Source organism: Aquirufa sp. A-Brett2-15D, assembly GCF_054558735.1.
Genome location: NZ_JBSKFT010000001.1, coordinates 445,126 through 465,284, shown reverse-complemented (window position 1 = coordinate 465,284; position 20,159 = coordinate 445,126). Strand labels below are relative to the sequence as shown.

The window sequence follows — 20,159 nt, the reverse complement described above, 5'->3', positions numbered from 1 at the left end:
ATTAATCTTCATCTTCCTCCTCCTCATCATCTGAGTTAAAGGTATAAAGCGAGGGGTCTAGACTTAAGGTATTACTATTAAAGTCAATGATGAATTGTGATAACATCTCGTCATCTAAAGCGGGAACATATAAAGCTACCTCTATGCTCACTCCAAAATCAAATTCTGGATCGATTTCGATATACTCCGCAACTTTAATCTCCTCGTTTTCTTCTAATTCTTCAATAACTTCCAAAATCAGCATTTCTACCTCTTCGTCTAATTCTTCATTAGGCTCGTAGTTTTCATCCCGATTCTCTAAAGGAACATACAAAGGATACTGTAGAATGATCTCGCGTTCGGCTGCTTCGTACAAAAGACTAGAATAGTGCAATTGCAGTGTGCAAACAATGGCATCATAAATAACCTCATGTTTTTCATATTGGCCCACAAATTGGATGTGTACCATTTCTCGCTCGTTTCCTGACGGTAATTCTTCATCCAAAATATAAACGAAAGAACGATTATCTTCAAGGCACTGCTTTTTTAAGGCTGCTATTTCTACTGGGTCAAAGCCTGGGTTGGTTGTTTTAGACATGTCTATTTATTTGATTAACAAGATTTCACGGTACTTAGGTAATGGCCACTCATCATCGTCTATGATTAATTCTAATTTATCAACACTATAGCGAATCTCTTCGAAATAATTTTTCACTTTCGTGCTATACATAACAGCTCTTGCTTCTAGTTCTTCGATGTTATTCGCTTCTTTTCTAGCCTCCGTCATTTCATTTTGTAATCGAACAATCGAAGAAGTATATTCTGAAATTTTCTTGATCATTTCGATGGTAGGAGCAAAATATTGCGGGTCAATTCCGATTTCTTTTTGGCCTTTCACATTCTCTACCAGTTGTGTCTGGTATTTCAAAGAAGTGGAAACAATATGGTTAATGGCCATATCTCCGATGACACGCGATTCAATTTGAATCTTCTTCACATAGTTTTCTAATTCAATTTCATGACGCGCATGCATCTCTTCTTTTGAATATATGCCGTGCTTCGTGAATAATTCAATGGATTCTGGACGAGCATAAACGGCTAATGCTTCTGGAGTAGTCTTTAAATTCGATAAACCACGACGAGCAGCCTCTTCTACCCATTCATCAGAATAACCATTTCCTTCAAAACGGATATTTTTAGACTCCTTCACATAACGCTTTAACACTTCCATGATGGCTAATTCTTTCTTCACCCCTTTTTCTAACACTTCTTCCACCTCCTTGCGGAACTTAATTAATTGCTCTGCCACGATGGTATTTAATACCGTCATAGGAGCTGCAGAATTAGCAGATGAACCTACCGCGCGGAATTCAAATTTATTTCCCGTAAAGGCAAAAGGAGATGTTCTATTGCGGTCTGTATTATCTAAGATTAAAGAAGGGATTTTATTGATACCTAATTTAAGGTATACATTATCTCCTTTTTCTAATTGAATCTCTTCTAGACCATCCATGTTTTCCATGTCGTCCAAAACTTGGCTCATTGTACTACCCAAGAAGGCAGAAACAATCGCTGGAGGTGCTTCATTTGCGCCTAAACGATGCTCATTACCAGCAGATGCAATGGATGCGCGCAATAAATCAGCGCGATCATGTACTGCTTTTACCGTATTTACAAAAAATGTCAAGAAGCGCAGATTTTCTTTTGGTTTAGAAGAGGGCGCTAATAAATTAATGCCTGTATCCGTAGCTAATGCCCAGTTATTGTGCTTTCCTGATCCGTTAATTCCAGCAAATGGTTTTTCATGGAATAGAACCTTTAATTTATGTTTAGAGGCCACCTTAGCCATTAAATCCATTAATAAGGCATTATGATCACAAGCTAAATTCGCTTCTTCAAACGTAGGAGCCACTTCAAATTGTGCCGGAGCTACTTCATTATGGCGCGTTCTAACAGGCATGCCTAATTTAAGTGCCTCGATTTCGAAGTCTACCATGAAGGTATTCACTCGCGTTGGAATAGATCCAAAATAGTGATCTTCTAATTGTTGGCCTTTCGCTGGCGCGTGTCCGAAAACAGTACGTCCCGCCATAACTAAATCTGGTCGCGCATTAAATAAGGCTTCATCTACGACAAAATATTCTTGCTCTGCACCTAACGTAGGAATGACCTTGTTTACGTCACGATTAAAGAATTCCTTTATGACAGCTGTAGCAGCTTTATCAACTAGTTCAATCGATTTTAATAAAGGTGTTTTATAATCTAAAGCTTCTCCAGTATAGGAAACGAAGACGGATGGGATACATAAAGTAGCCGTTCCAGCCGCATTTTCCATGATAAATGCTGGGGATGATGGATCCCAACCCGTATAACCTCGCGCCTCAAAAGTAGAACGAATACCTCCATTCGGGAAGGACGAAGCATCTGGTTCTTGTTGAACCAAGGCGGAACCTTTGAACTTTTCCACCGCTTTTCCATTGCTTAAATCAATATCAAAGAAGGAGTCGTGTTTTTCTGCGGTAGTACCCGTTAATGGTTGAAACCAGTGTGTATAGTGTGTGGCTCCTTTCGAAATGGCCCATGATTTCATGGCAGCTGCTACTTCGTCAGCTGCGTCACGGTCAATTTTAGAACCGGTTTGGATTGCGGTATTTATCTTTAAATAGGCTTCTGGAGATAATAATGAGCGCATTACTTCATCACTGAAGGTCATACTTCCATAATAATCAGATACTTTTTCCGTCGGTAACTTAACAGGTGTTACTGTACGGGATTGAGCCAATTCTAAGGCTTTAAAGCGAGTGATTGCCATTCTTTTTTTGATTTGTTTTCTATAGTAAAAGTAACGAATTGTCATGGGATAAAAAATGAACAAAAAGGAAAATTAAGATTCATTTTTTTGATTAAAATTTGGATTTTTTGAATTTTCAAAAAAAGCGGGTTGTTTTTCATTGATTTTCTGACATAAATTCTTGTTTTTTCTTTAAAGTGGTTTATTTTTGCTATACGAATTCCTAAAAAAGTATTTTTGTTTCAAAATCAAGTTTAAAAATCATGGCTAAATCAAAATTAGAGTACATTTGGTTAGATGGCTACAAGCCAACGCAAAGTTTACGTTCTAAGACTAAAATTGAGAATAATTTTAGCGGAAAATTAGAAGACCTAGATATGTGGTCTTTCGATGGTTCTTCTACGCTACAAGCTGAAGGTGGTTCATCAGACTGTTTATTAAAACCAGTTTATGTTTGTCCTGATCCAGCGCGTCGTGATGGTTATTTAGTTATGTGTGAAGTTTTGAACGCAGATGGATCTCCTCATGAGTCTAATGGTCGTGCAACTATTGAAGATGATGATAATGATTTCTGGTTCGGTTTTGAGCAAGAGTATTTCCTTTGGGATCCAGAAACAAATAAGCCTTTAGGTTTCCCTGCAAATGGTTTTCCAGCACCTCAAGGGCCATACTATTGTTCAGTAGGCGCTAGTAACGCGTATGGACGTGAGATTATTGAAGAGCATATGGACTTGTGTATTGATGCAGGTTTAAATATAGAAGGTATTAATGCGGAAGTAGCTGCAGGACAATGGGAATTCCAAATGTTCGCAAAAGGCGCTAAGCAAGCAGGTGATGAAATCTGGTTAGGTCGTTATATTTTAGAGCGTTTAGGCGAGAAATATGGTGTCGCTATCAACTGGCATTGCAAACCTCTAGGCGAATTAGATTGGAATGGTTCAGGTATGCACGCTAATTTCTCTAACACGCTTCTACGTACTGCAGGAAATAAGGAAGCTTACGATAAAATTTGTCAATCATTCGCTCCGTTTGTGAAAGAACACATCGAAGTTTATGGCGCTGACAATCACATGCGATTAACGGGTAAGCACGAAACAGCTTCTATTCATGATTTCTCTTATGGAATTTCTGATCGTGGAGCATCGATTCGTATTCCTATCGCAGCAGTAGAAAAAGGATGGAAAGGTTGGTTAGAAGACCGTCGTCCTAACTCAGCAGCAGATCCATATAAAGTGGCTGCTCGTATTATTAAGACGGTTAAAACAGCCAAAGTATAATACATTTATTAAGCATTTATATACTTTTATAAACAAGATGGCGGGTTTTCCCGCCATTTTTGTTTTACCTTTGTCACCTGATTTCAGGTATGAAAAAAGTCGCATTTTACACATTAGGTTGCAAGTTAAATTTTGCAGAATCTAGCTCTATCGCTCGGTCTTTAGAGCCATTAGGTTTTGTTCGTGCTGAATTTCAAGATCAGCCGGATCTGTTTGTTATTAATACCTGCAGTGTTACCGAACAAGCAGATAAGAAGTGTAAGAAAGTGGTTCGGGAAGCTAAAAAAGCAAATCCGTCATCTACTGTTGTTATTATAGGTTGTTATGCACAACTAAAGCCAGACGAAATTGCCGCTATTCCAGGGGTTGATTTAGTATTAGGGGCGAACGAAAAGTTTCAATTACCCGAGTTAATTCCCCCCTATTTAAATCGGGTTTCTACTAATTTACCTAAGTTAATTGCCTCAGAAATTCGCTATGATTTGGATTACCATGCCTCTTATTCGGTAAATGACCGTACGCGTACATTTTTAAAGGTGCAAGATGGCTGTGATTATCCTTGTTCGTATTGTACGATACCCTTAGCTCGAGGGCAGTCGAGATCGGATATGATTGAAAAGGTTTTGGGTTTAATCGAAGAGATTTCTGCCAAAGATGTAAAGGAAATTGTCCTTACCGGAGTGAATATTGGAGATTTTGGTATTCAAAATGGAAAACGTGTAGAGACTTTCTTTCAGCTGGTTCAAGCCATAGAAGAGAAATCCTCTATTGAACGTTTTCGTATTTCTTCTATCGAGCCTAATTTGTTGACATCTGAAATGATTTCATTTTTAGGTTCTTCATCTAAGTTTGTCCCTCATTTTCATATTCCCTTGCAGTCAGGATCTAATGCTGTTCTGCGATTAATGAAGCGACGCTACCAACGTGAATTATATGTGGATCGTGTTTCGTCGATTAAATCAGTTATGCCTACTGCTTGCATCGGTGTTGATGTAATTGTGGGTCATCCTGGAGAAACACCAGAATTATTTTTAGAAACCTATGAGTTTTTAAATACTTTGGATATTTCTTATCTACATGTTTTCCCCTATTCTGAGCGACCTAATACCTATGCGGTAGATATGGAACCTAAAGTGGATGGTATGCAAAAAGCCGAGCGCTCTAAGATGTTACATATATTATCAGATAAAAAGCGTCGTGCTTTTTATGAATCACAAGCTGGCCTAAAAGGGACAGTTTTATTTGAAGAATCTGCTACTCCAGGAACTATGGAAGGATTCTCAGAGAATTACGTTCGCGTGGTGGTTCCTTTTGACCCTTTGCAGATTAATACTATTCAGCAAGTGAGATATAAATCTTTGAATGAGAATGGGGAGATGCGTGGTGTGGTATTAGAGCATTAGTCCGGAGTATTTAAGTCCGAAGTCCGGAGGGGAAATTTCATCTTCATATATTTTTTGCACATACTTTCCCTTCGGACTTATTCCCTACGGACTGTTGTCGCAGACAACTATAAAACAAAAAAGTCGAAAGCTAGTAGCCTCCGACTTTTTGATTGAAACAAAACCACAAGAACCATTACTTGCGGCTCAGTTGTGTTGAATTATTTAACTAACGACTCGTCGTGTTGAGAAATATCCAAACCTAATCTTTCTTCTTCCTCGTTTACACGTAACGGAATGATTTTGTCCGTGATAACTAAAAGGATATAAGATGCGCCAAAAGCAAAGGCCGAAACGATTGCTAAAGCTAATAAGTGCTTTAAGAATAAAGAGGTCTCTCCGTAGAACAAGCCTTGTTCAACTACTGCCGCGTTTACAGCAGAGGTTGCGAAGATACCTGTCATTAACATACCTACCATTCCACCAATACCGTGGCAAGCGAATACGTCTAATGTATCATCTAAGTTAGAACTCGCTCTCCAATGTGCAGCCATGTTCGAAACAATCGCAGCAACTACTCCGATGAAGATGGCTACAGGAACAGTTACGAAACCAGATGCTGGTGTAATAGCTACTAAACCTACTACCGCACCGATACAGAAACCTAAGGCTGAAACTTTCTTACCACGAGTCACATCAAATAAGATCCAAGATAAACCAGCAGCAGCGGCAGCTACGTGTGTTGTTGCGAAAGCTGTTACAGCTAATCCGTTTGCTCCTACCGCAGAACCTGCGTTAAAACCAAACCATCCGAACCACAATAGACCTGTTCCTAATAATACGTAAGGAATGTTAGCTGGAGGCAAGATATTAGACTCGATATGAGACTTACGGCGACGTAAGTATAAAGCACCCGCTAATGCAGCCCAACCTGCAGACATGTGAACAACGGTTCCTCCTGCAAAATCCAATACTCCTAAGTTGAATAAGAAGCCATCTGGATGCCATGTCCAGTGTGCTAATGGAGCGTAAACCGCTATACAGAAAAGAACCATGAATAAAACGAATGCACGGAAGTTAATACGTTCTGCTAAAGCACCAGAGATAAGCGCTGGCGTGATTACTGCAAACTTCATTTGGAAAAAAGCAAACAAAGCAAAAGGAATCGTAAACTTTAGTTGATCTGCTGATCCTAGAGATAATTTGTGATCAAAAACACCATTGAACATAAAGAAACTTCTAGGGTCTCCAATCCAGCCCCCTAAAGAGTCGCCAAATGCTAAAGAGAAACCAAATACAATCCAAATAACTGAAATTACTCCCATGGCAATGAATGATTGCAACATAGTAGAGATTACGTTCTTGTGATTAACCATTCCACCATAGAAATACGCTAATCCAGGTGTCATTAAAAGTACTAAGCCAGAGGCTACAATCATCCAGGCTGTATCACCCGTGTCTAAACCTTCTGTTGGAATCGCTCCAGGAACAGAAGTGGTGAACAAAGCAAGAACTGCTATTGCTAATAAAACTAGTAACGGGATCCAGGTTGGTTTTTGATTTGTCATATTTTTAATTGTTAAGAGTGGATAAATTAAAACTTATAGATGAAGTGTAATCCTAAGGTTGTTTGAGATTTTTGATTTTTTCCATCACCATCTACGAATTGAGTGGAATGGTAAGAATCAGAACGTAATTCTGGTTTGATCAATAAGTGACCTTCTGCGGCTGTGAATGTAGCCGTTAGAGTAAGAGAACTAACATCGGTTCCAGAACCATCTGCTTTGCGTAAAGCACGAGCGCCTGATGTGTTATCAAAGACTTCATAGCGACCACCTAAGCTGAATTTATCAGTGAAAGCATAGTTAGAATATAAGGCAACTCCGCCCCATGATTTGCTGTTTCCTACAGTTCCACCACCTTGGAAATCACCAGTTTGTGTTCCGTATGCTGCATTTACGCCTAAAAGATATTTGGGAGTGATTTGGTAAGATGTTGTTAAATCTAATAAGTTATAACTTCCTGTATCATCTTTACCGTTAGCTAAAGGAGCTGATTCGTTAGAGCTGATTCCATTAACATATACGTTCCATCCCGCTACTGGTGAGGTGAATACTTGGTAGATGAAACCTTTAGAGGAATTGTTGTCATTTAAATTATCCACATTGTTGACCAATCCAACCATGGTAGAAAATTTGTCAGAGAATGCATAATTCGCTTTAGCACCAATGTGGTAGAACGGTCCATTATTGAACAGATTAGAAAGTGAATAGTTGTAGTTGATAGGAGCATCGATTACTTCGTATCCGATGTGGGTTCCGAATTGGCCTACCGTTAAGGTAAGTTTGTCACTTGCCTTCCAGTTAAAGTAAGCTTGTTTGATTGCCAAAGCCGTACTTGCTTTTCCCGCACCCAATGGTCCGATAACGTTTCCGTACTGACCTAAGTCTGCGTTAGGTCCAAAAGTTAAATCAACTACCACATCAGCTGATTTAGTTGCGTAACCAAATTTCGTTTGAACAAGTCCTAAAGAAAATTGATTTGACTTCTGGTCGAAAGCTCTTTCGTATCCAGAGGCACCTAAGTTGCTTCTACTAGTTGGGCTATTGAAATTCAACATATAGTATGAATCAATGTAACCAGAAAAAGAAAACTTAGGAGCTTCGGCTTCTTTTTCTTGGGAAAATCCACAAAATGCTGTTGCGGCGAAAATGGCTGTTAGGATAGTTTTTTTCATTTGGGAGATTGTTTAAGAGTAAAAAATGCTTGATTACGAATCAAAGATGTAGGCTTATTTTAGATAATCCAAATATTTTAAGCAAAATTTTAACCTATTTTTCATCTTTTTGCAAAAATATATCAAAAATAAGGTAAAAATTAAACTAGTTTTTATTGATTTTGCAAAAATGAATAAAAAATGAGTTTAAATTCAAACTTAAATTTTAAAATCTTGAAAAAGTATAAATACCAGTCACTAGTCACTAGGCGGTAGTGGATTGTCTTATTTAAATAATAGAGCACAACGCATAAAGAATAAAGATGGTATCACCTGCGGCGATAACCTCATGAAATGTTTGGACATAAAAAATGGGGCCTAAGCCCCATTCTATATCTATTCTTTATGCTATATGCTTTAAATTTTAAGCAAAGCTTAAAATTTATTCCGCATGCAACCATGCTTTCTTCGCCTGCAAAGTATCCGTATCTTCTACTCGATCAGGATCTGGCACACAACAGTCTACCGGGCAAACTGCAGCACATTGTGGTTCCTCATGGAAACCTGTGCATTCGGTGCATTTGTCTGGAACGATATAATAAAATTCCTCTGAAACGGGTTCTACTGGAGTTTTTGCATCCATTGAAGAACCATCTTCTAATTCAATTTCTGTTAAAGATGTACCACCACCCCAAGTCCATTCTACACCACCTTCATAAATAGCTGTATTAGGGCATTCTGGTTCACAAGCCCCACAGTTAATACATTCGTCTGTTATGATAATTGCCATACCAATGTTTTTGTTTGAAGCTGCAATTTACGAACATAAATTTGAATAGTATATAATTTATATGGACTAACCGAAAATTTTTCGACCTTTGTGAGGTAAAATCTATTATTATATGCCAAAGGCTTCCTTTTTACAGCTTATTACTTTCTTGAAAAATTATTTTTCGGATGAATCAAATCGAGATAAAATAGAACTATTTATAGAAAGATCGATAAATGAGAATCCTTGGTTTTCAGAATCCTTAGTTCGTCATGCCATGAAGGCAATAGAAGAACAGTTTTTTTCTGTAGAGTCTTGGGAGGCATTTTATATTAATCATCCCGCCCAGGTCAAAGATTCTAAGAAGGTAGGAATCGTTTTAGCGGGTAATTTACCTGCTGTAGGATTACATGATGTCTTAATGGTTTTAACTTCCGGTAATTCAGCTCATTTGAAATTAAGTTCTCAAGATAAATCCCTTATGCAATTGTATGTTCATGCGATGCAATCATTCGATGCAAAACTTCCACTACATGTAATCGAACGCCTGCAAGGCATGGAGGCCGTTATTGCTACGGGAAGTGATTTTTCGGGAGGGTATTTTGCGCATTATTTTTCCACTATTCCTCATATCATTCGTAAGAATCGGAGTTCTTTAGCTGTTTTGAAAGGGAATGAAAATCAAGACGACTTTAAGGGATTAGCAAAAGACATATTCACCTATTATGGTTTAGGTTGCAGAAATGTCTCCACTATAGCTGTTCCTGCAGCTTATGATTTAACGCCACTATTCGATGAATTGACTAAGGAAACCTGGGTTTTAGATCATTCGAAGTATTCCAATAATTTCCAATACCACAGAACTTTATTCTTATTGAATCAGATTCCCCATTTTGATTTAGGAAATCTACTAGTGACAGAAAATGACGATTTAGTATCCCCTGTGGGTGTTCTATATGTTCACCGGTATTCCAATGAAGCTTCTTTAGTAGCTTGGATTGCGGAGCGCGAGGAAAAAATTCAATGTAAGGTAGGTTTGGAGATTGTTTTTGGCCAAAGTCAACATCCAGCCCTCGATGATTTCGCGGACGGAATTGATACTTACGATTTTTTAGTGAATCTCAAATAAAATGTAAATAGTAGCCACGCTCCTACTGCCCCTACTATTGCACCTATGATGACATCCAGCGGATAATGTGCGCCTAGATAGATTCTACTATAAGACACTACGCCTGCCCAAATCAGTAGTGCCGCACCCATTCTTTTATTTTTACTCAATAAATAAAAGCCTACGGCTACCGCAAAGGCATTTGCGGCATGAGAGGAGCAAAATCCATACATTCCTCCGCATCCATCAGGCAAATGAATCCAAGATTGGAATTCTTCCACATGACAGGGTCTTAATCGCTTAAATAGAGGTTTTAGAAGACTAGAGCTAATTTGATCGGCAAAGAGGATGGTAGTCAATAAATAAACAATTGCTTTCCAAACTGCTTGTTTTAATTGATTGTATAAATAATAAATTAATAGGGCGTATAAAGGAATCCAGGTTAATTTACCCGAGATGATTTCCATAGGTTTGTCTAACCAGGGCTGATGTGCCTCGTTAATGAATCTAAACAGATCGGTATCCCAAGCTGGAAACATAGATTAGAATTTAAATTCAGATCTGATACGTTTGATAGTAGCTTCTGCAATCGGTTTTACCTTCTGCTCGCCTATCGCCAGTTTTTCTTCAATGATTTCTGGGTGGGCAATGAAATAGTCAAACTTCTCTCTCGCATCTTTAAAATAGTCGAGCATTAGTTCGTGTAAGGCTTGTTTTGCATGTCCATACCCATAGCCTCCTGCTTCATAATTAGCACGCATTTCTGCAACCTGCGTAGGAGAAGCCATTAATTGATATAGTTTGAAGGTAATATCGGTGGACGGATCCTTAGGATGCTCTAAAGGTGTCGTGTCGGTGACAATTTTCTTTATCTGCTTTAATAAATCCTTTTCTGGTAAGAAAATATCAATGTAGTTATTTAATGACTTGCTCATTTTAGCCCCATCTAGGCCTGGAATGGTCATTACATCTTCATTGATTCGCGCTTCTGGTAAAACGAAAATGTCTTTATTATATCGCTTATTCACGGAATTCGCGATGTCACGGGTCATTTCGATGTGTTGTCTTTGGTCCTTACCTACCGGAATAATATGTGCATCGTATAAAACAATGTCCGCTGCCTGTAAAACAGGGTAAGTAAATAGACCCGCATTAACATCTGATAATTTATCAGATTTATCTTTAAAGCTATGTGCATTTGCCAGCATCGGGAATGGCGTGAAGCAATTTAAATACCACATTAATTCGGTGTGGTAAGGGGCTAATTGGGATTGACGGTAGAAGTAATTTTTTTCTGTGTCAAAGCCAAAGGCTAACCAAGCTGCCGCAATCGACAAGGTGTTACTACGAATACTATCGCCGTCTTTTAAGGAAGTCAAGGTGTGTAAATCCGCGATAAATAAAAAAGATTCATTCCCTACTTGCTTTGAAAGTTCAATCGCAGGCATGATGGCACCTAATATATTTCCTAAATGGGGCTTTCCTGAGGCTTGTATGCCCGTTAATATCCGCATAGCTTTAATTATATTTTATGCAAAAATCAATAAAATAGACCGTAACTCCAAAGGATTTGCGCTTGGGCATTCGAGCTAAATTCGCTAAATTCGTTTTTACATTTTCATCCCTTATTTCATGTCTCTTTCCCTGAGCCTTTTGGCCTTTTTGCGTGACCTTCGTGTGAATAATTCACGGGAATGGTTTGCTGAAAATAAGGTGGTTTATGAAAAAGAGAAAAAAGGATTTGATACGTGGACTACTCAATTGATTTCCGAGTTTGCTGATTTTGAGAATATGGATGGGGTGCTATTAAAGCACTGCTCCTACCGCATTTATCGGGACGTTCGATTCTCTAAAAATAAAGAACCTTATAAGACTTGGTTCTCTGCTAGTTTTTCGGAAGGTGGGCGCAAGTCCGGATTAATGGACTATTATATACATATTGAGCCGAATGGAGCCTCATTTTTAGGTGGCGGGATGTATTCTCCTAGCCCAGAACAACTAGCGGCCTATCGTCAAGAGGTAGATTATAATGCAAATGGTTTACGTAAAATTATTTCTGATAAGAAGTTTGCTAACGTCTTTGGAGAACCTATAGGTGAAAGTTTAGTAAGAATTCCGAAAGGATTTGATCCAGAACATGCAGATGCGGATTTATTGAAGAAGAAACAATTGTTTTTTTGGAAGAAATATACAGATGAAGATGTCTGTAACCCTGCTTTTACTCAACAGCTGATTTCTGATGCGAAGGTTTTAAAACCTTATTTGGATTTCATGAATGCTGTATTTTTTGAAAAAGAACCCTTTATAAAAGAATAATACCCTATGCAATTTTCGCATTTGCACAACCATTCCCAGTTTTCACTTTTAGACGGTGCGTCTAAGATTTCGTCTTTATTTAAAAAGGCGAAAGAAGATAATATGCCGGCGGTAGCGATTACGGATCATGGAAATATGTTTGGTGTATTTCAATTTGTGGCGGAAGCAGCTAAGCAGGGTGTAAAACCGATTGTGGGTTGTGAGTTTTATCTAGTCAATGATCGTCATAAGCAGGTTTTTACAAAAGACTTAAAGGATAAGCGCTACCATCAGTTGTTTTTAGCTAAGAATCCAGAGGGTTACCAGAATTTGGTCAAATTAAGTTCTTTAGGTTTCATGGAGGGAATGTATTCTAAATACCCTCGAATAGACAAGGAACTCGTTTTAAAATACCACAAAGGATTAATCGCTACGACTTGTTGCTTAGGTGCCTCGGTGCCTCAGGCTATTTTGCGGGACGGTGAAGAGGCTGCTGAAAAGGAGTTTAAATGGTGGTTAGATTTATTTGGCGAAGATTATTATATCGAGGTTCAAAATCATTTTATTCCGGAGCAGCAAACGGTTAATGAGGTTTTATTACGATTCGCTAAGAAGTATAATGTAAAGGTGATTGCGTCGAATGATAGTCATTATTTGGACCAAAAAGACGCTAATGCACATGATATTTTGCTTTGTATTAATACAGGCGAAAAACAGGCTACTCCTACATTTAAAGATATTGAAGGCGATTTTGACATGAAGGGAAAGCGTTTTGCTTTCTATAATGATCAATTCTACTTTAAGACAACGGAGGAGATGACGAAGCTTTGGTCACATATTCCTGAGGCTATAGATAATACGAATGAGGTGGTGGGAAAAGTGGAAACGTTGAAGCTAGAGAAGGATGTTTTATTACCTAATTTTCAAATACCATCCACTTTCTTAAATCAAGATGATTTCCTAGAGCATTTATCGATGGAAGGCGCAAAGAAACGCTATGTCGATATTGATCAGGTAGTCGAGGAGCGATTGCGTTTCGAATTGTATACGATTAAGACAATGGGTTTCGCTGGCTATTTCTTGATTGTAGCTGATTTTATTCAAGCAGGACGTGATTTAGGTGTTTATGTAGGGCCAGGTCGTGGATCAGCGGCTGGATCAGTAGTGGCTTATTGTTTGGGAATTACGAATATTGATCCTATAAAATATAATCTCCTTTTTGAGCGTTTCTTGAATCCAGATCGGAAGTCTTTACCCGATATTGATACGGATTTTGACGATGAGGGACGTCAAAAAGTCATCGACTATGTGGTCGATAAATACGGAAAAAACCAAGTAGCACATATTGCTACTTATGGCACAATGGCGGCTAAAATGTCTATTAAGGACGTTTCTCGCGTTTTAGACCTCCCCTTGCAGGAATCCAATGCGTTAGCCAAACTTGTCCCAGATAAACCTAAAATTACCTTAGAACGCATATTTAATGCGGCACTAACTGGTGATAAGAGTTTAGCTGATAAGGAAGGTTTGAATTCGGAGGAATTAGAACAAGTGAAAGAGCTTCGTCGTATTAAAGGAGCTGGTGGATTACCAGCTACAGTAATAGAGAATGCGCTCGTTTTAGAAGGTTCTGTACGTGGTACAGGTATACATGCAGCGGGTATTATCATTGCGCCATCGGATTTAACGGATATATTACCCGTTGCCACTTCTAAAGATGTTAATCTCCTAATTACCCAGTATGATGGATCGGTGATTGAGAATGCGGGTGTGATAAAGATGGACTTTTTAGGGCTTAAAACCCTTTCCATTTTAAAAGAAGCGGTTCGCTTAATTAAGCAAAATCATAATGAGACGATCATTTTAGATGATTTACCGCTGGATGATCAGATTACGTATGAGTTATACCAAAGAGCGGAAACGAACGGTACTTTCCAGTTTGAATCCCCAGGAATGCAGAAGCACTTACGGGATCTTAAACCCGATCAGTTCTCGGATTTAATTGCGATGAACGCTTTGTTCCGTCCAGGGCCGATGGTATATATTCCTAATTACATCGCTCGTAAACACGGTAGGGAGAAGATTGAATACGATTTGCCGGTAATGGAAGAGTATTTAAGTGATACGTATGGTATTACGGTCTACCAAGAGCAAGTAATGCTTCTTTCCCAGAAGATTGCCAATTTTACTAAAGGAGATGCCGATGTGCTTCGTAAGGCCATGGGTAAGAAGGACAAGCCTACCATTGATAAGATGAAGGGCAAGTTTATGGAAGGCGGCGCAGCGAATAATCACCCGGTTGATAAGCTAGACAAAATTTGGACTGACTGGGAAGCATTTGCTCAATATGCCTTTAACAAATCGCACTCAACTTGCTATGGTTTAGTGGCTTATCAAACTATGTACTTGAAAGCTAACTATCCTCCTGAATTTATGTCGGCGGTACTTTCGAATTCATTAGGGAACATTGAGAAGATCACTTTCTTTATGGATGAGTGTAAGCGAATGGGCTTAAGTCTGCTGGTTCCTGATGTGAATGAATCGTCTCGCTCTTTTGCGGTCAATAAGAAAGGCCAAATACGTTTTGGTTTAGCCGCTATTAAAGGAGTGGGTGAAGCAGCAGTCGATGCGATTGTAGAAGAACGTCTGAAAAATGGCGAATACAAAGATATTTATGATTTTGTCTCCCGCGTTAATGTAAGGCAAGTCAACAAGAAGAGTTTAGAATCCCTTGCTTTTGCAGGTGCTTTTGATTGCTTCCCTGAGGTCCAACGTTCACATTATTTTTCGGTGGATCCACAAGATAATACCAACTTTATTGAAAAAATTGTTCGGTTTGCCTCTAAAATAAGTGAATTGAAGGCATCGGCGACGGCTTCTTTATTTGGAGAATTAGGGGCAGGAACTGGAAATGACATAGCAAAACCTCGCATTCCGACATCTGAGCCATGGTCTGTCATGGAGCAATTGAAAAATGAGAAGGAAGTAGTGGGCGTTTATATTTCGGGTCATCCATTAGACGACTACAAAACAGAAATCTCTAATTTTTGTAATTCTACTACAGGTCAGTTAGAAGCCCGTCCTAATATAGCTCAATCCTTTGCCGGTATCGTGACTAAAGTAAATGTGCGGACCTCTGCAAATGGAAATCAATTTATGATTTTTACCATCGAGGATTATGCTGGTAATTATGAATTCGCGCTATTTTCGAAAGATTATATTCAATTTGAACGTTTTATTGCCCTAGATCGACTTTTGTACATTAATGGTTCGTATCAATTAAAGAATCGCCACATGGATCAAATGGTTTTCAAGATCCAGTCTATTGAATTATTGTCCGAAATTTTAAGTGATCGTACGAAAGAAATCAAATTGCGCTTAGACTTGAATCGCTTAAATACAGGCTTTTTGGATCTATTGCAAGAAACTTTAGAGCGAAATAAGGGAGAAAAGAAATTAACGATTGAAGTTTTTGATGAGCAAGAAAAAGTAGGAATGGATTTTCTTTCTCGTAAAATGCAGGTTTCCATCACGAAGGGACTGATTTCAGAACTTAGAGAACTTGAACATGTGGGCTTTAGATTAATTTCTTAAATATTTTTTGACCTGGAACTAATTCTTATCCGGGTTTTGTTTTAATTTTGAATTTTATAAAATATATCAAACAATGGGAAAATACGTAGAGGCAACAGATGCTAATTTTCAAGAGTTAATAGGCACTGATACACCAGTTTTAGTAGATTTTTGGGCAGAATGGTGTGGCCCATGTAAGATGATCGGACCGATTGTAGAGGAGTTAGCTGGAGATGTAGAAGGTCAAGCTATTGTAGCTAAAATGAATGTAGATCAAAATTCAGCGGTACCAGCTTCTTTAGGTATTCGTTCTATTCCTACTTTAATGGTGTTTAAGAACGGTGAAATGGTAGAGCGTCTTGTAGGAGGAAATATCCCGAAGTCTGTTTTAGCTGAAACTTTATTGAAGCACGCTTAATTTTATAGCGCGTAGATCTTATCCATAGCCTGTAACAAGATGTTGCAGGCTATTTTTATTTCCTCCTCTGTAATCGTTAATGGAGGAGCAATACGAAGTGAATTATCGCAGAATAAGAACCAATCGGTGATCAATCCCTGCTGAATGCATTCATCTATGACGGCTTTGACCGTTTTAAAATCCTTCATTTCGACTGCTAGCATGAATCCGATGCCGCGTACCTCGTGAATGATGGGGTGTTTTAATAAACTCTTGAAAAGATCGTTTTTAGCTGGAATTTGATCCATTAATCCTTCCTCTTGAATGTAGTGTAAGGTAGCTAATGATGCAGCACAGGATACCGGATGCCCCCCAAAAGTAGTAATGTGACCCAAAACTGGCTCAAAACTCAAGGTTTTCATTACCTCATCGTTTGCTAAGAACGCACCTATGGGCATTCCGCCTCCCATTCCTTTAGCTGTAAGTAAAATATCCGGGATAATGTCCATGGCTTGAAAAGCCCAGAAAGTGCCTGTTCTTCCAAATCCAGATTGGATTTCATCTACAATTAATAAGGATCCCGTTGCGTTACAACGTTTGCGCAAGGCTTGGAAGTAGCTAGGTGATGCTGTTTTTATTCCGGCCTCCCCTGCTACAATCTCAATAATGACAGCGGCCGTTTTCGGAGTTATTTTAGACAGATTAGCTATACAACCGTGGTGAATATGGCGAATATCTGGTAATAAGGGTCTGAAAGCATTTTTGAAATTCTCATCCCCAGCGATTGATAATGCGCCCTGACTGGCGCCATGGTAAGCATTGAAACAGGAAATAAACTCGGTTCTGCCTGTATAACGCTTCGCTAGTTTCATCGCACCTTCTACCGCTTCTGTTCCTGAGTTCGTGAAATAGACTTGATTTAGGTGGGTTGTGCCTGTTGATTCAACCAGTGCATGGGCAAGTTGTACTTGCGGACTTTGGATGTATTCCCCATAGACCATTAAATGCATGTAGGCATCCACCTGGTCTTTAATCGCTTTTACGACGGCAGGATTACAATGGCCTACATTGGAAACAGCAATACCTGAAATTAAATCGATATAAGATTTTCCTGTTGAATCATAAAGATACACTCCTTTAGCCCTGGCTATTTCTAAGGCCAATGGCGCATCAGATGTAGGAGCCATAAATTTCTGAAAAAGCTGTCGATGCGTGAATTCCATACATCACAAAATTACGTTAATTATCGTTAATCGTCTGCCGTTTATAAAATTTATCATTTTGTTTAGGGCGTTTCGCGTAATTTTGGTCGATGAAAATTTTCTTCCTATTTCTTTGTTGTAGTATGGGCCTTCATGCCCAAACACTTAGTGGTATAGTACGTTCCAATAAGGGCGAATTGATGCCTTTTGCAACTATTTGGGTGAATGATTTGAATAGAGGTACGCTGGCGAATGAAGATGGGAAATATGCCTTAACATTACCAAAGGGCGAGCATGAAGTTGTTTTTCGATTTCTCGGTCATACACCTAAATTGCATCGCTTGATCATATCAGGTGATGTTTCCTTAGACGTTGTTTTATCCGAGGAAGCCATCACATTACAGGACGTGAATGTGGGTGGTTTAAAAGAAGATCCTGCCATAGGTATGATGCGCCGCATGATTTCAATGGCACCTTTTCATTTAAAAGAGATAGATCGGTATTCTGCCAAAGGTTATGTAAAAGGAGCCGGTAAAATTACCTCTATCTCTAAAGTGATGAATGCCCTTGTGGGAAAGAAGATGGAAAAGGAAGCTGGAATCAAGGTAGGTTCCACTTATGTATTAGAAGGAATTAATCAGATCACTTATACTAAACCAAACAAAATAGAGGAAAAGGTATTATCAAATCGCAATAACCTTCCTTCTGTGATTAAAAATTCAGGAGCGCCTAATCTGCGCATTACTCAAACGAATTTTTATCAACCTAAGGTTTGGTTTTCCTTAATTAGTCCCATTTCACCCTCCGCATTTTCTTTTTATACTTTTGCTTACTTAGGTAGTTTTCAACTGAATGGGCAAACCGTTTCTAAAATACAGGTTAGACCTAAGTCAGCTTCGTCTGATTTATTTGAAGGAACTTTATCCATAGTGGAAGATACCTGGAGCATCTATTCATTTAGTTTAGCTTTCCGAAATTCACAAGGATATTATACGTTTCAGCAACAGAATGCACTTTTTCAAGGTGTTTGGATGCCCATTAATTATGATGTGAATGTCAATTTTGAGGCGATGGGATTTGGTGCTACTTTTCGTTACATCACGCAAGTGAAGGAATACTCAATTAAAGTAAATCCTGCTTATGTAGTTAAACCAACCATTATAGAGGAGCGATTACACAAAGATTGGGCGAAGGAAATAAATAAAGAAAAAATTGCTACGCCTAAATTGGCCTTAAGCTCAGATATAACACGTAAAAAGTTAAAAAAGGTGCTTAAAGAATTAGATAAGGAAGAAAAAAAGGAAGTAAAAGAAGAGTTTAGCTCCGATTATACATTTACGGTGGATTCTACGGCTTCCACTAAAAAAGAAGAATTTTGGGCCTCGGAAAGACAAGTGCCATTAACAGAGGCGGAGGTGAAGGGATATAAAGAAGCGGATAGTCTGTATGTTCAAGACGATAAAAAACGATTAAAAGATTCTGTAAATGCATTACCCCGATTCCGCTATGGAGATATTTTTAATGCAAGAACTTATTCTTATGGTCTAAAGGGTTTAGGGGCTCGTTTGTCAGTCAGTGGTTTTGAGTCAGGTTATAATGCGGTGGATGGAGCTAGTTTAGGCCGATCTGTTGATTACCGTTTTACTTATAAGCTTGCTGATTATTGGGGAACGGGACTGAATATTCAATATGCATTTTCGAGAAAGGCATGGAATGGGTCTGTTTATGCAGAACGAAATTGGGATGAAAATAGACAGAGAATTCGTTTTTCAGGAGGATCAAGTGTTCTCCAGATTAATAATACAGAACCAATATCCTCTTCTGTCAATTTAATTTATGCCCTTTTCTTGTCTCAAAATTACTTGAAGCTTTATCAAAAGGATTTTATTCAAGCTTTTTATTCCTATCAATTAAATGCTAAATGGAATGTTTCCTCCACGTTAGAATATCGCAATAGATCAAGTTTAGTTAATCATGAGTCTACTGGATTCTTTTTTAAAGAACGAACCTTTGAAAGTAATGGGGATTCATTTGCGGCCAATAGTCAATTATTTGCTGCTATTCGTTTGCGTTTTCAGCCCTTGGCATCTTGGCGGAGATTTAATGGTGCAAGACGGCTTTCTAATGAATTAGGACCTACTTTTATGCTAAACATGGAGAAGGCTGGAGGGGATTATGCCTACTCTAGGTTATCCTTTCAGATTAGCCAAAGCATTTCTTTGGCTAATTGGGGAGATCTAAATTACCGAATTTCAGGAGCTCATTTTATAAATAAACCATCTATATTACTTGATTATCAGCATTTTAAAGGAAATGAAGTGAATGTAGTTTCGGGTCAAACAGATTTTTTAGCACTACCCTATTATCAACTATCTAATCCGAATGGTTATTTCAAGGCAATTCTATCTTGGGAGCCGCGTAAATTCATCCTTACCCAAAACGCCCTTTTATCTCTATATGGCTTGAAAGAGAAGGTTGGATATGCCTATCTTCAAACGTCAGTAAGCTCTCAAGTAATTAATTACCAAGAGATTAGTTATGGATTGACGGGAATTGGCAAAATATTGGGAATAGTTTTAGTCTACCCTATAGGTTCTGTAGTGCCTGAAAAATGGAAAGTTCTCGTCAGATTGCCATTCTAATTGTTTATTTGCACCTTTTTACCTAAAT

15 protein-coding genes are annotated in these 20,159 nt (G+C 38.5%); 7 read left to right on the top strand and 8 right to left on the bottom strand.

Annotation, left to right across the window (positions count from 1 at the left end):
* Position 1: 1 nt before the first annotated feature.
* Entirely contained in the window at positions 2 to 577 is a 576-nt protein-coding gene (locus ACST14_RS02095; protein WP_459460076.1) for a hypothetical protein, read from the bottom strand.
* A gap of 6 nt (positions 578 to 583) precedes the next feature.
* The gene (locus ACST14_RS02090) at positions 584 to 2,791 is read right to left on the bottom strand and encodes a glutamine synthetase III family protein (protein WP_459460074.1); all 2,208 of its coding nucleotides are present in this window, start codon (positions 2,789 to 2,791) and stop codon (positions 584 to 586) included.
* A gap of 242 nt (positions 2,792 to 3,033) precedes the next feature.
* Between ACST14_RS02090 and ACST14_RS02085 the strand changes: the two genes are divergently transcribed.
* Both ACST14_RS02085 and mtaB read left to right on the top strand, forming a co-directional pair.
* Positions 3,034 to 4,047 carry a glutamine synthetase beta-grasp domain-containing protein gene (locus ACST14_RS02085; RefSeq protein ID WP_459460072.1) on the top strand — a complete coding sequence of 338 codons (1,014 nt, stop codon included), beginning with the start codon at positions 3,034 to 3,036 and terminating at the stop codon, positions 4,045 to 4,047.
* Positions 4,048 to 4,136: 89 nt separating this feature from the next.
* Complete coding sequence (gene mtaB / locus ACST14_RS02080) at positions 4,137 to 5,450, top strand: tRNA (N(6)-L-threonylcarbamoyladenosine(37)-C(2))-methylthiotransferase MtaB (RefSeq protein WP_459460070.1); 1,314 nt, start codon at positions 4,137 to 4,139, stop codon at positions 5,448 to 5,450.
* Between the two features lie 200 nt (positions 5,451 to 5,650).
* Here the strand turns inward: mtaB and ACST14_RS02075 are convergent, their stop codons facing one another.
* The 3 genes from ACST14_RS02075 to ACST14_RS02065 all read right to left on the bottom strand — a co-directional run bounded on the left by ACST14_RS02075 (position 5,651) and on the right by ACST14_RS02065 (position 8,935).
* On the bottom strand, positions 5,651 to 6,997 hold the full coding sequence (locus ACST14_RS02075; RefSeq protein ID WP_459460068.1) for an ammonium transporter: 1,347 nt from the start codon (positions 6,995 to 6,997) through the stop codon (positions 5,651 to 5,653).
* 26 nt (positions 6,998 to 7,023) lie between these two features.
* Entirely contained in the window at positions 7,024 to 8,166 is a 1,143-nt protein-coding gene (locus ACST14_RS02070; RefSeq protein WP_459460066.1) for a porin, read from the bottom strand.
* Between the two features lie 421 nt (positions 8,167 to 8,587).
* Entirely contained in the window at positions 8,588 to 8,935 is a 348-nt protein-coding gene (locus tag ACST14_RS02065) for a 4Fe-4S dicluster domain-containing protein (protein ID WP_459460064.1), read from the bottom strand.
* 112 nt (positions 8,936 to 9,047) lie between these two features.
* On the opposite strand from ACST14_RS02065, the gene ACST14_RS02060 reads away from it, so the two are divergent.
* Positions 9,048 to 10,043 carry an acyl-CoA reductase gene (locus ACST14_RS02060; protein WP_459460062.1) on the top strand — a complete coding sequence of 332 codons (996 nt, stop codon included), beginning with the start codon at positions 9,048 to 9,050 and terminating at the stop codon, positions 10,041 to 10,043.
* Here ACST14_RS02060 and ACST14_RS02055 read toward each other — a convergent pair.
* Positions 10,016 to 10,561 (bottom strand): phosphatase PAP2 family protein, encoded by a 546-nt coding sequence (locus ACST14_RS02055; RefSeq protein ID WP_459460060.1) that lies wholly within the window; start codon positions 10,559 to 10,561, stop codon positions 10,016 to 10,018. The two genes, ACST14_RS02060 and ACST14_RS02055, sit on opposite strands and share 28 nt — an antisense overlap.
* A 3-nt stretch (positions 10,562 to 10,564) precedes the next feature.
* Positions 10,565 to 11,536, bottom strand: a complete 972-nt coding sequence (gene trpS, locus ACST14_RS02050; protein WP_459460058.1) for a tryptophan--tRNA ligase — start codon at positions 11,534 to 11,536, stop codon at positions 10,565 to 10,567.
* Positions 11,537 to 11,654: 118 nt separating this feature from the next.
* On the opposite strand from trpS, the gene ACST14_RS02045 reads away from it, so the two are divergent.
* The 3 genes from ACST14_RS02045 (at position 11,655) to trxA (ending at position 16,308) form a co-directional block, all read left to right on the top strand.
* The gene (locus ACST14_RS02045) at positions 11,655 to 12,338 is read left to right on the top strand and encodes a DUF2461 domain-containing protein (RefSeq protein WP_459460056.1); all 684 of its coding nucleotides are present in this window, start codon (positions 11,655 to 11,657) and stop codon (positions 12,336 to 12,338) included.
* A gap of 6 nt (positions 12,339 to 12,344) precedes the next feature.
* Positions 12,345 to 15,911, top strand: coding sequence for a DNA polymerase III subunit alpha (dnaE, locus tag ACST14_RS02040; RefSeq protein WP_459460054.1), 3,567 nt, complete (start codon positions 12,345 to 12,347; stop codon positions 15,909 to 15,911).
* Between the two features lie 73 nt (positions 15,912 to 15,984).
* Positions 15,985 to 16,308 (top strand): thioredoxin, encoded by a 324-nt coding sequence (gene trxA / locus ACST14_RS02035; protein ID WP_459460052.1) that lies wholly within the window; start codon positions 15,985 to 15,987, stop codon positions 16,306 to 16,308.
* A gap of 2 nt (positions 16,309 to 16,310) precedes the next feature.
* Here trxA and ACST14_RS02030 read toward each other — a convergent pair whose 3' ends face one another.
* Positions 16,311 to 17,474, bottom strand: coding sequence for an aspartate aminotransferase family protein (locus ACST14_RS02030; protein ID WP_459460050.1), 1,164 nt, complete (start codon positions 17,472 to 17,474; stop codon positions 16,311 to 16,313).
* 125 nt (positions 17,475 to 17,599) lie between these two features.
* On the opposite strand from ACST14_RS02030, the gene ACST14_RS02025 reads away from it, so the two are divergent.
* Positions 17,600 to 20,131, top strand: a complete 2,532-nt coding sequence (locus ACST14_RS02025) for a DUF5686 and carboxypeptidase regulatory-like domain-containing protein (protein WP_459460048.1) — start codon at positions 17,600 to 17,602, stop codon at positions 20,129 to 20,131.
* Positions 20,132 to 20,159: the final 28 nt, after the last annotated feature.

What these genes read in the sequence shown, in the direction of transcription:
- ACST14_RS02065 (WP_459460064.1), bottom strand. Translation starts at nt 8,935, where the DNA reads ATGGCAATTATCATAACAGACGAATGTATTAACTGTGGGGCTTGTGAA.
- ACST14_RS02090 (WP_459460074.1), bottom strand. Translation starts at nt 2,791, where the DNA reads ATGGCAATCACTCGCTTTAAAGCCTTAGAATTGGCTCAATCCCGTACA.
- ACST14_RS02055 (WP_459460060.1), bottom strand. Translation starts at nt 10,561, where the DNA reads ATGTTTCCAGCTTGGGATACCGATCTGTTTAGATTCATTAACGAGGCA.
- ACST14_RS02025 (WP_459460048.1), top strand. Translation starts at nt 17,600, where the DNA reads ATGAAAATTTTCTTCCTATTTCTTTGTTGTAGTATGGGCCTTCATGCC.
- ACST14_RS02075 (WP_459460068.1), bottom strand. Translation starts at nt 6,997, where the DNA reads ATGACAAATCAAAAACCAACCTGGATCCCGTTACTAGTTTTATTAGCA.
- ACST14_RS02045 (WP_459460056.1), top strand. Translation starts at nt 11,655, where the DNA reads ATGTCTCTTTCCCTGAGCCTTTTGGCCTTTTTGCGTGACCTTCGTGTG.
- ACST14_RS02030 (WP_459460050.1), bottom strand. Translation starts at nt 17,474, where the DNA reads ATGGCTCCTACATCTGATGCGCCATTGGCCTTAGAAATAGCCAGGGCT.
- trpS (WP_459460058.1), bottom strand. Translation starts at nt 11,536, where the DNA reads ATGCGGATATTAACGGGCATACAAGCCTCAGGAAAGCCCCATTTAGGA.
- ACST14_RS02085 (WP_459460072.1), top strand. Translation starts at nt 3,034, where the DNA reads ATGGCTAAATCAAAATTAGAGTACATTTGGTTAGATGGCTACAAGCCA.
- trxA (WP_459460052.1), top strand. Translation starts at nt 15,985, where the DNA reads ATGGGAAAATACGTAGAGGCAACAGATGCTAATTTTCAAGAGTTAATA.
- dnaE (WP_459460054.1), top strand. Translation starts at nt 12,345, where the DNA reads ATGCAATTTTCGCATTTGCACAACCATTCCCAGTTTTCACTTTTAGAC.
- ACST14_RS02060 (WP_459460062.1), top strand. Translation starts at nt 9,048, where the DNA reads ATGCCAAAGGCTTCCTTTTTACAGCTTATTACTTTCTTGAAAAATTAT.
- ACST14_RS02095 (WP_459460076.1), bottom strand. Translation starts at nt 577, where the DNA reads ATGTCTAAAACAACCAACCCAGGCTTTGACCCAGTAGAAATAGCAGCC.
- ACST14_RS02070 (WP_459460066.1), bottom strand. Translation starts at nt 8,166, where the DNA reads ATGAAAAAAACTATCCTAACAGCCATTTTCGCCGCAACAGCATTTTGT.
- mtaB (WP_459460070.1), top strand. Translation starts at nt 4,137, where the DNA reads ATGAAAAAAGTCGCATTTTACACATTAGGTTGCAAGTTAAATTTTGCA.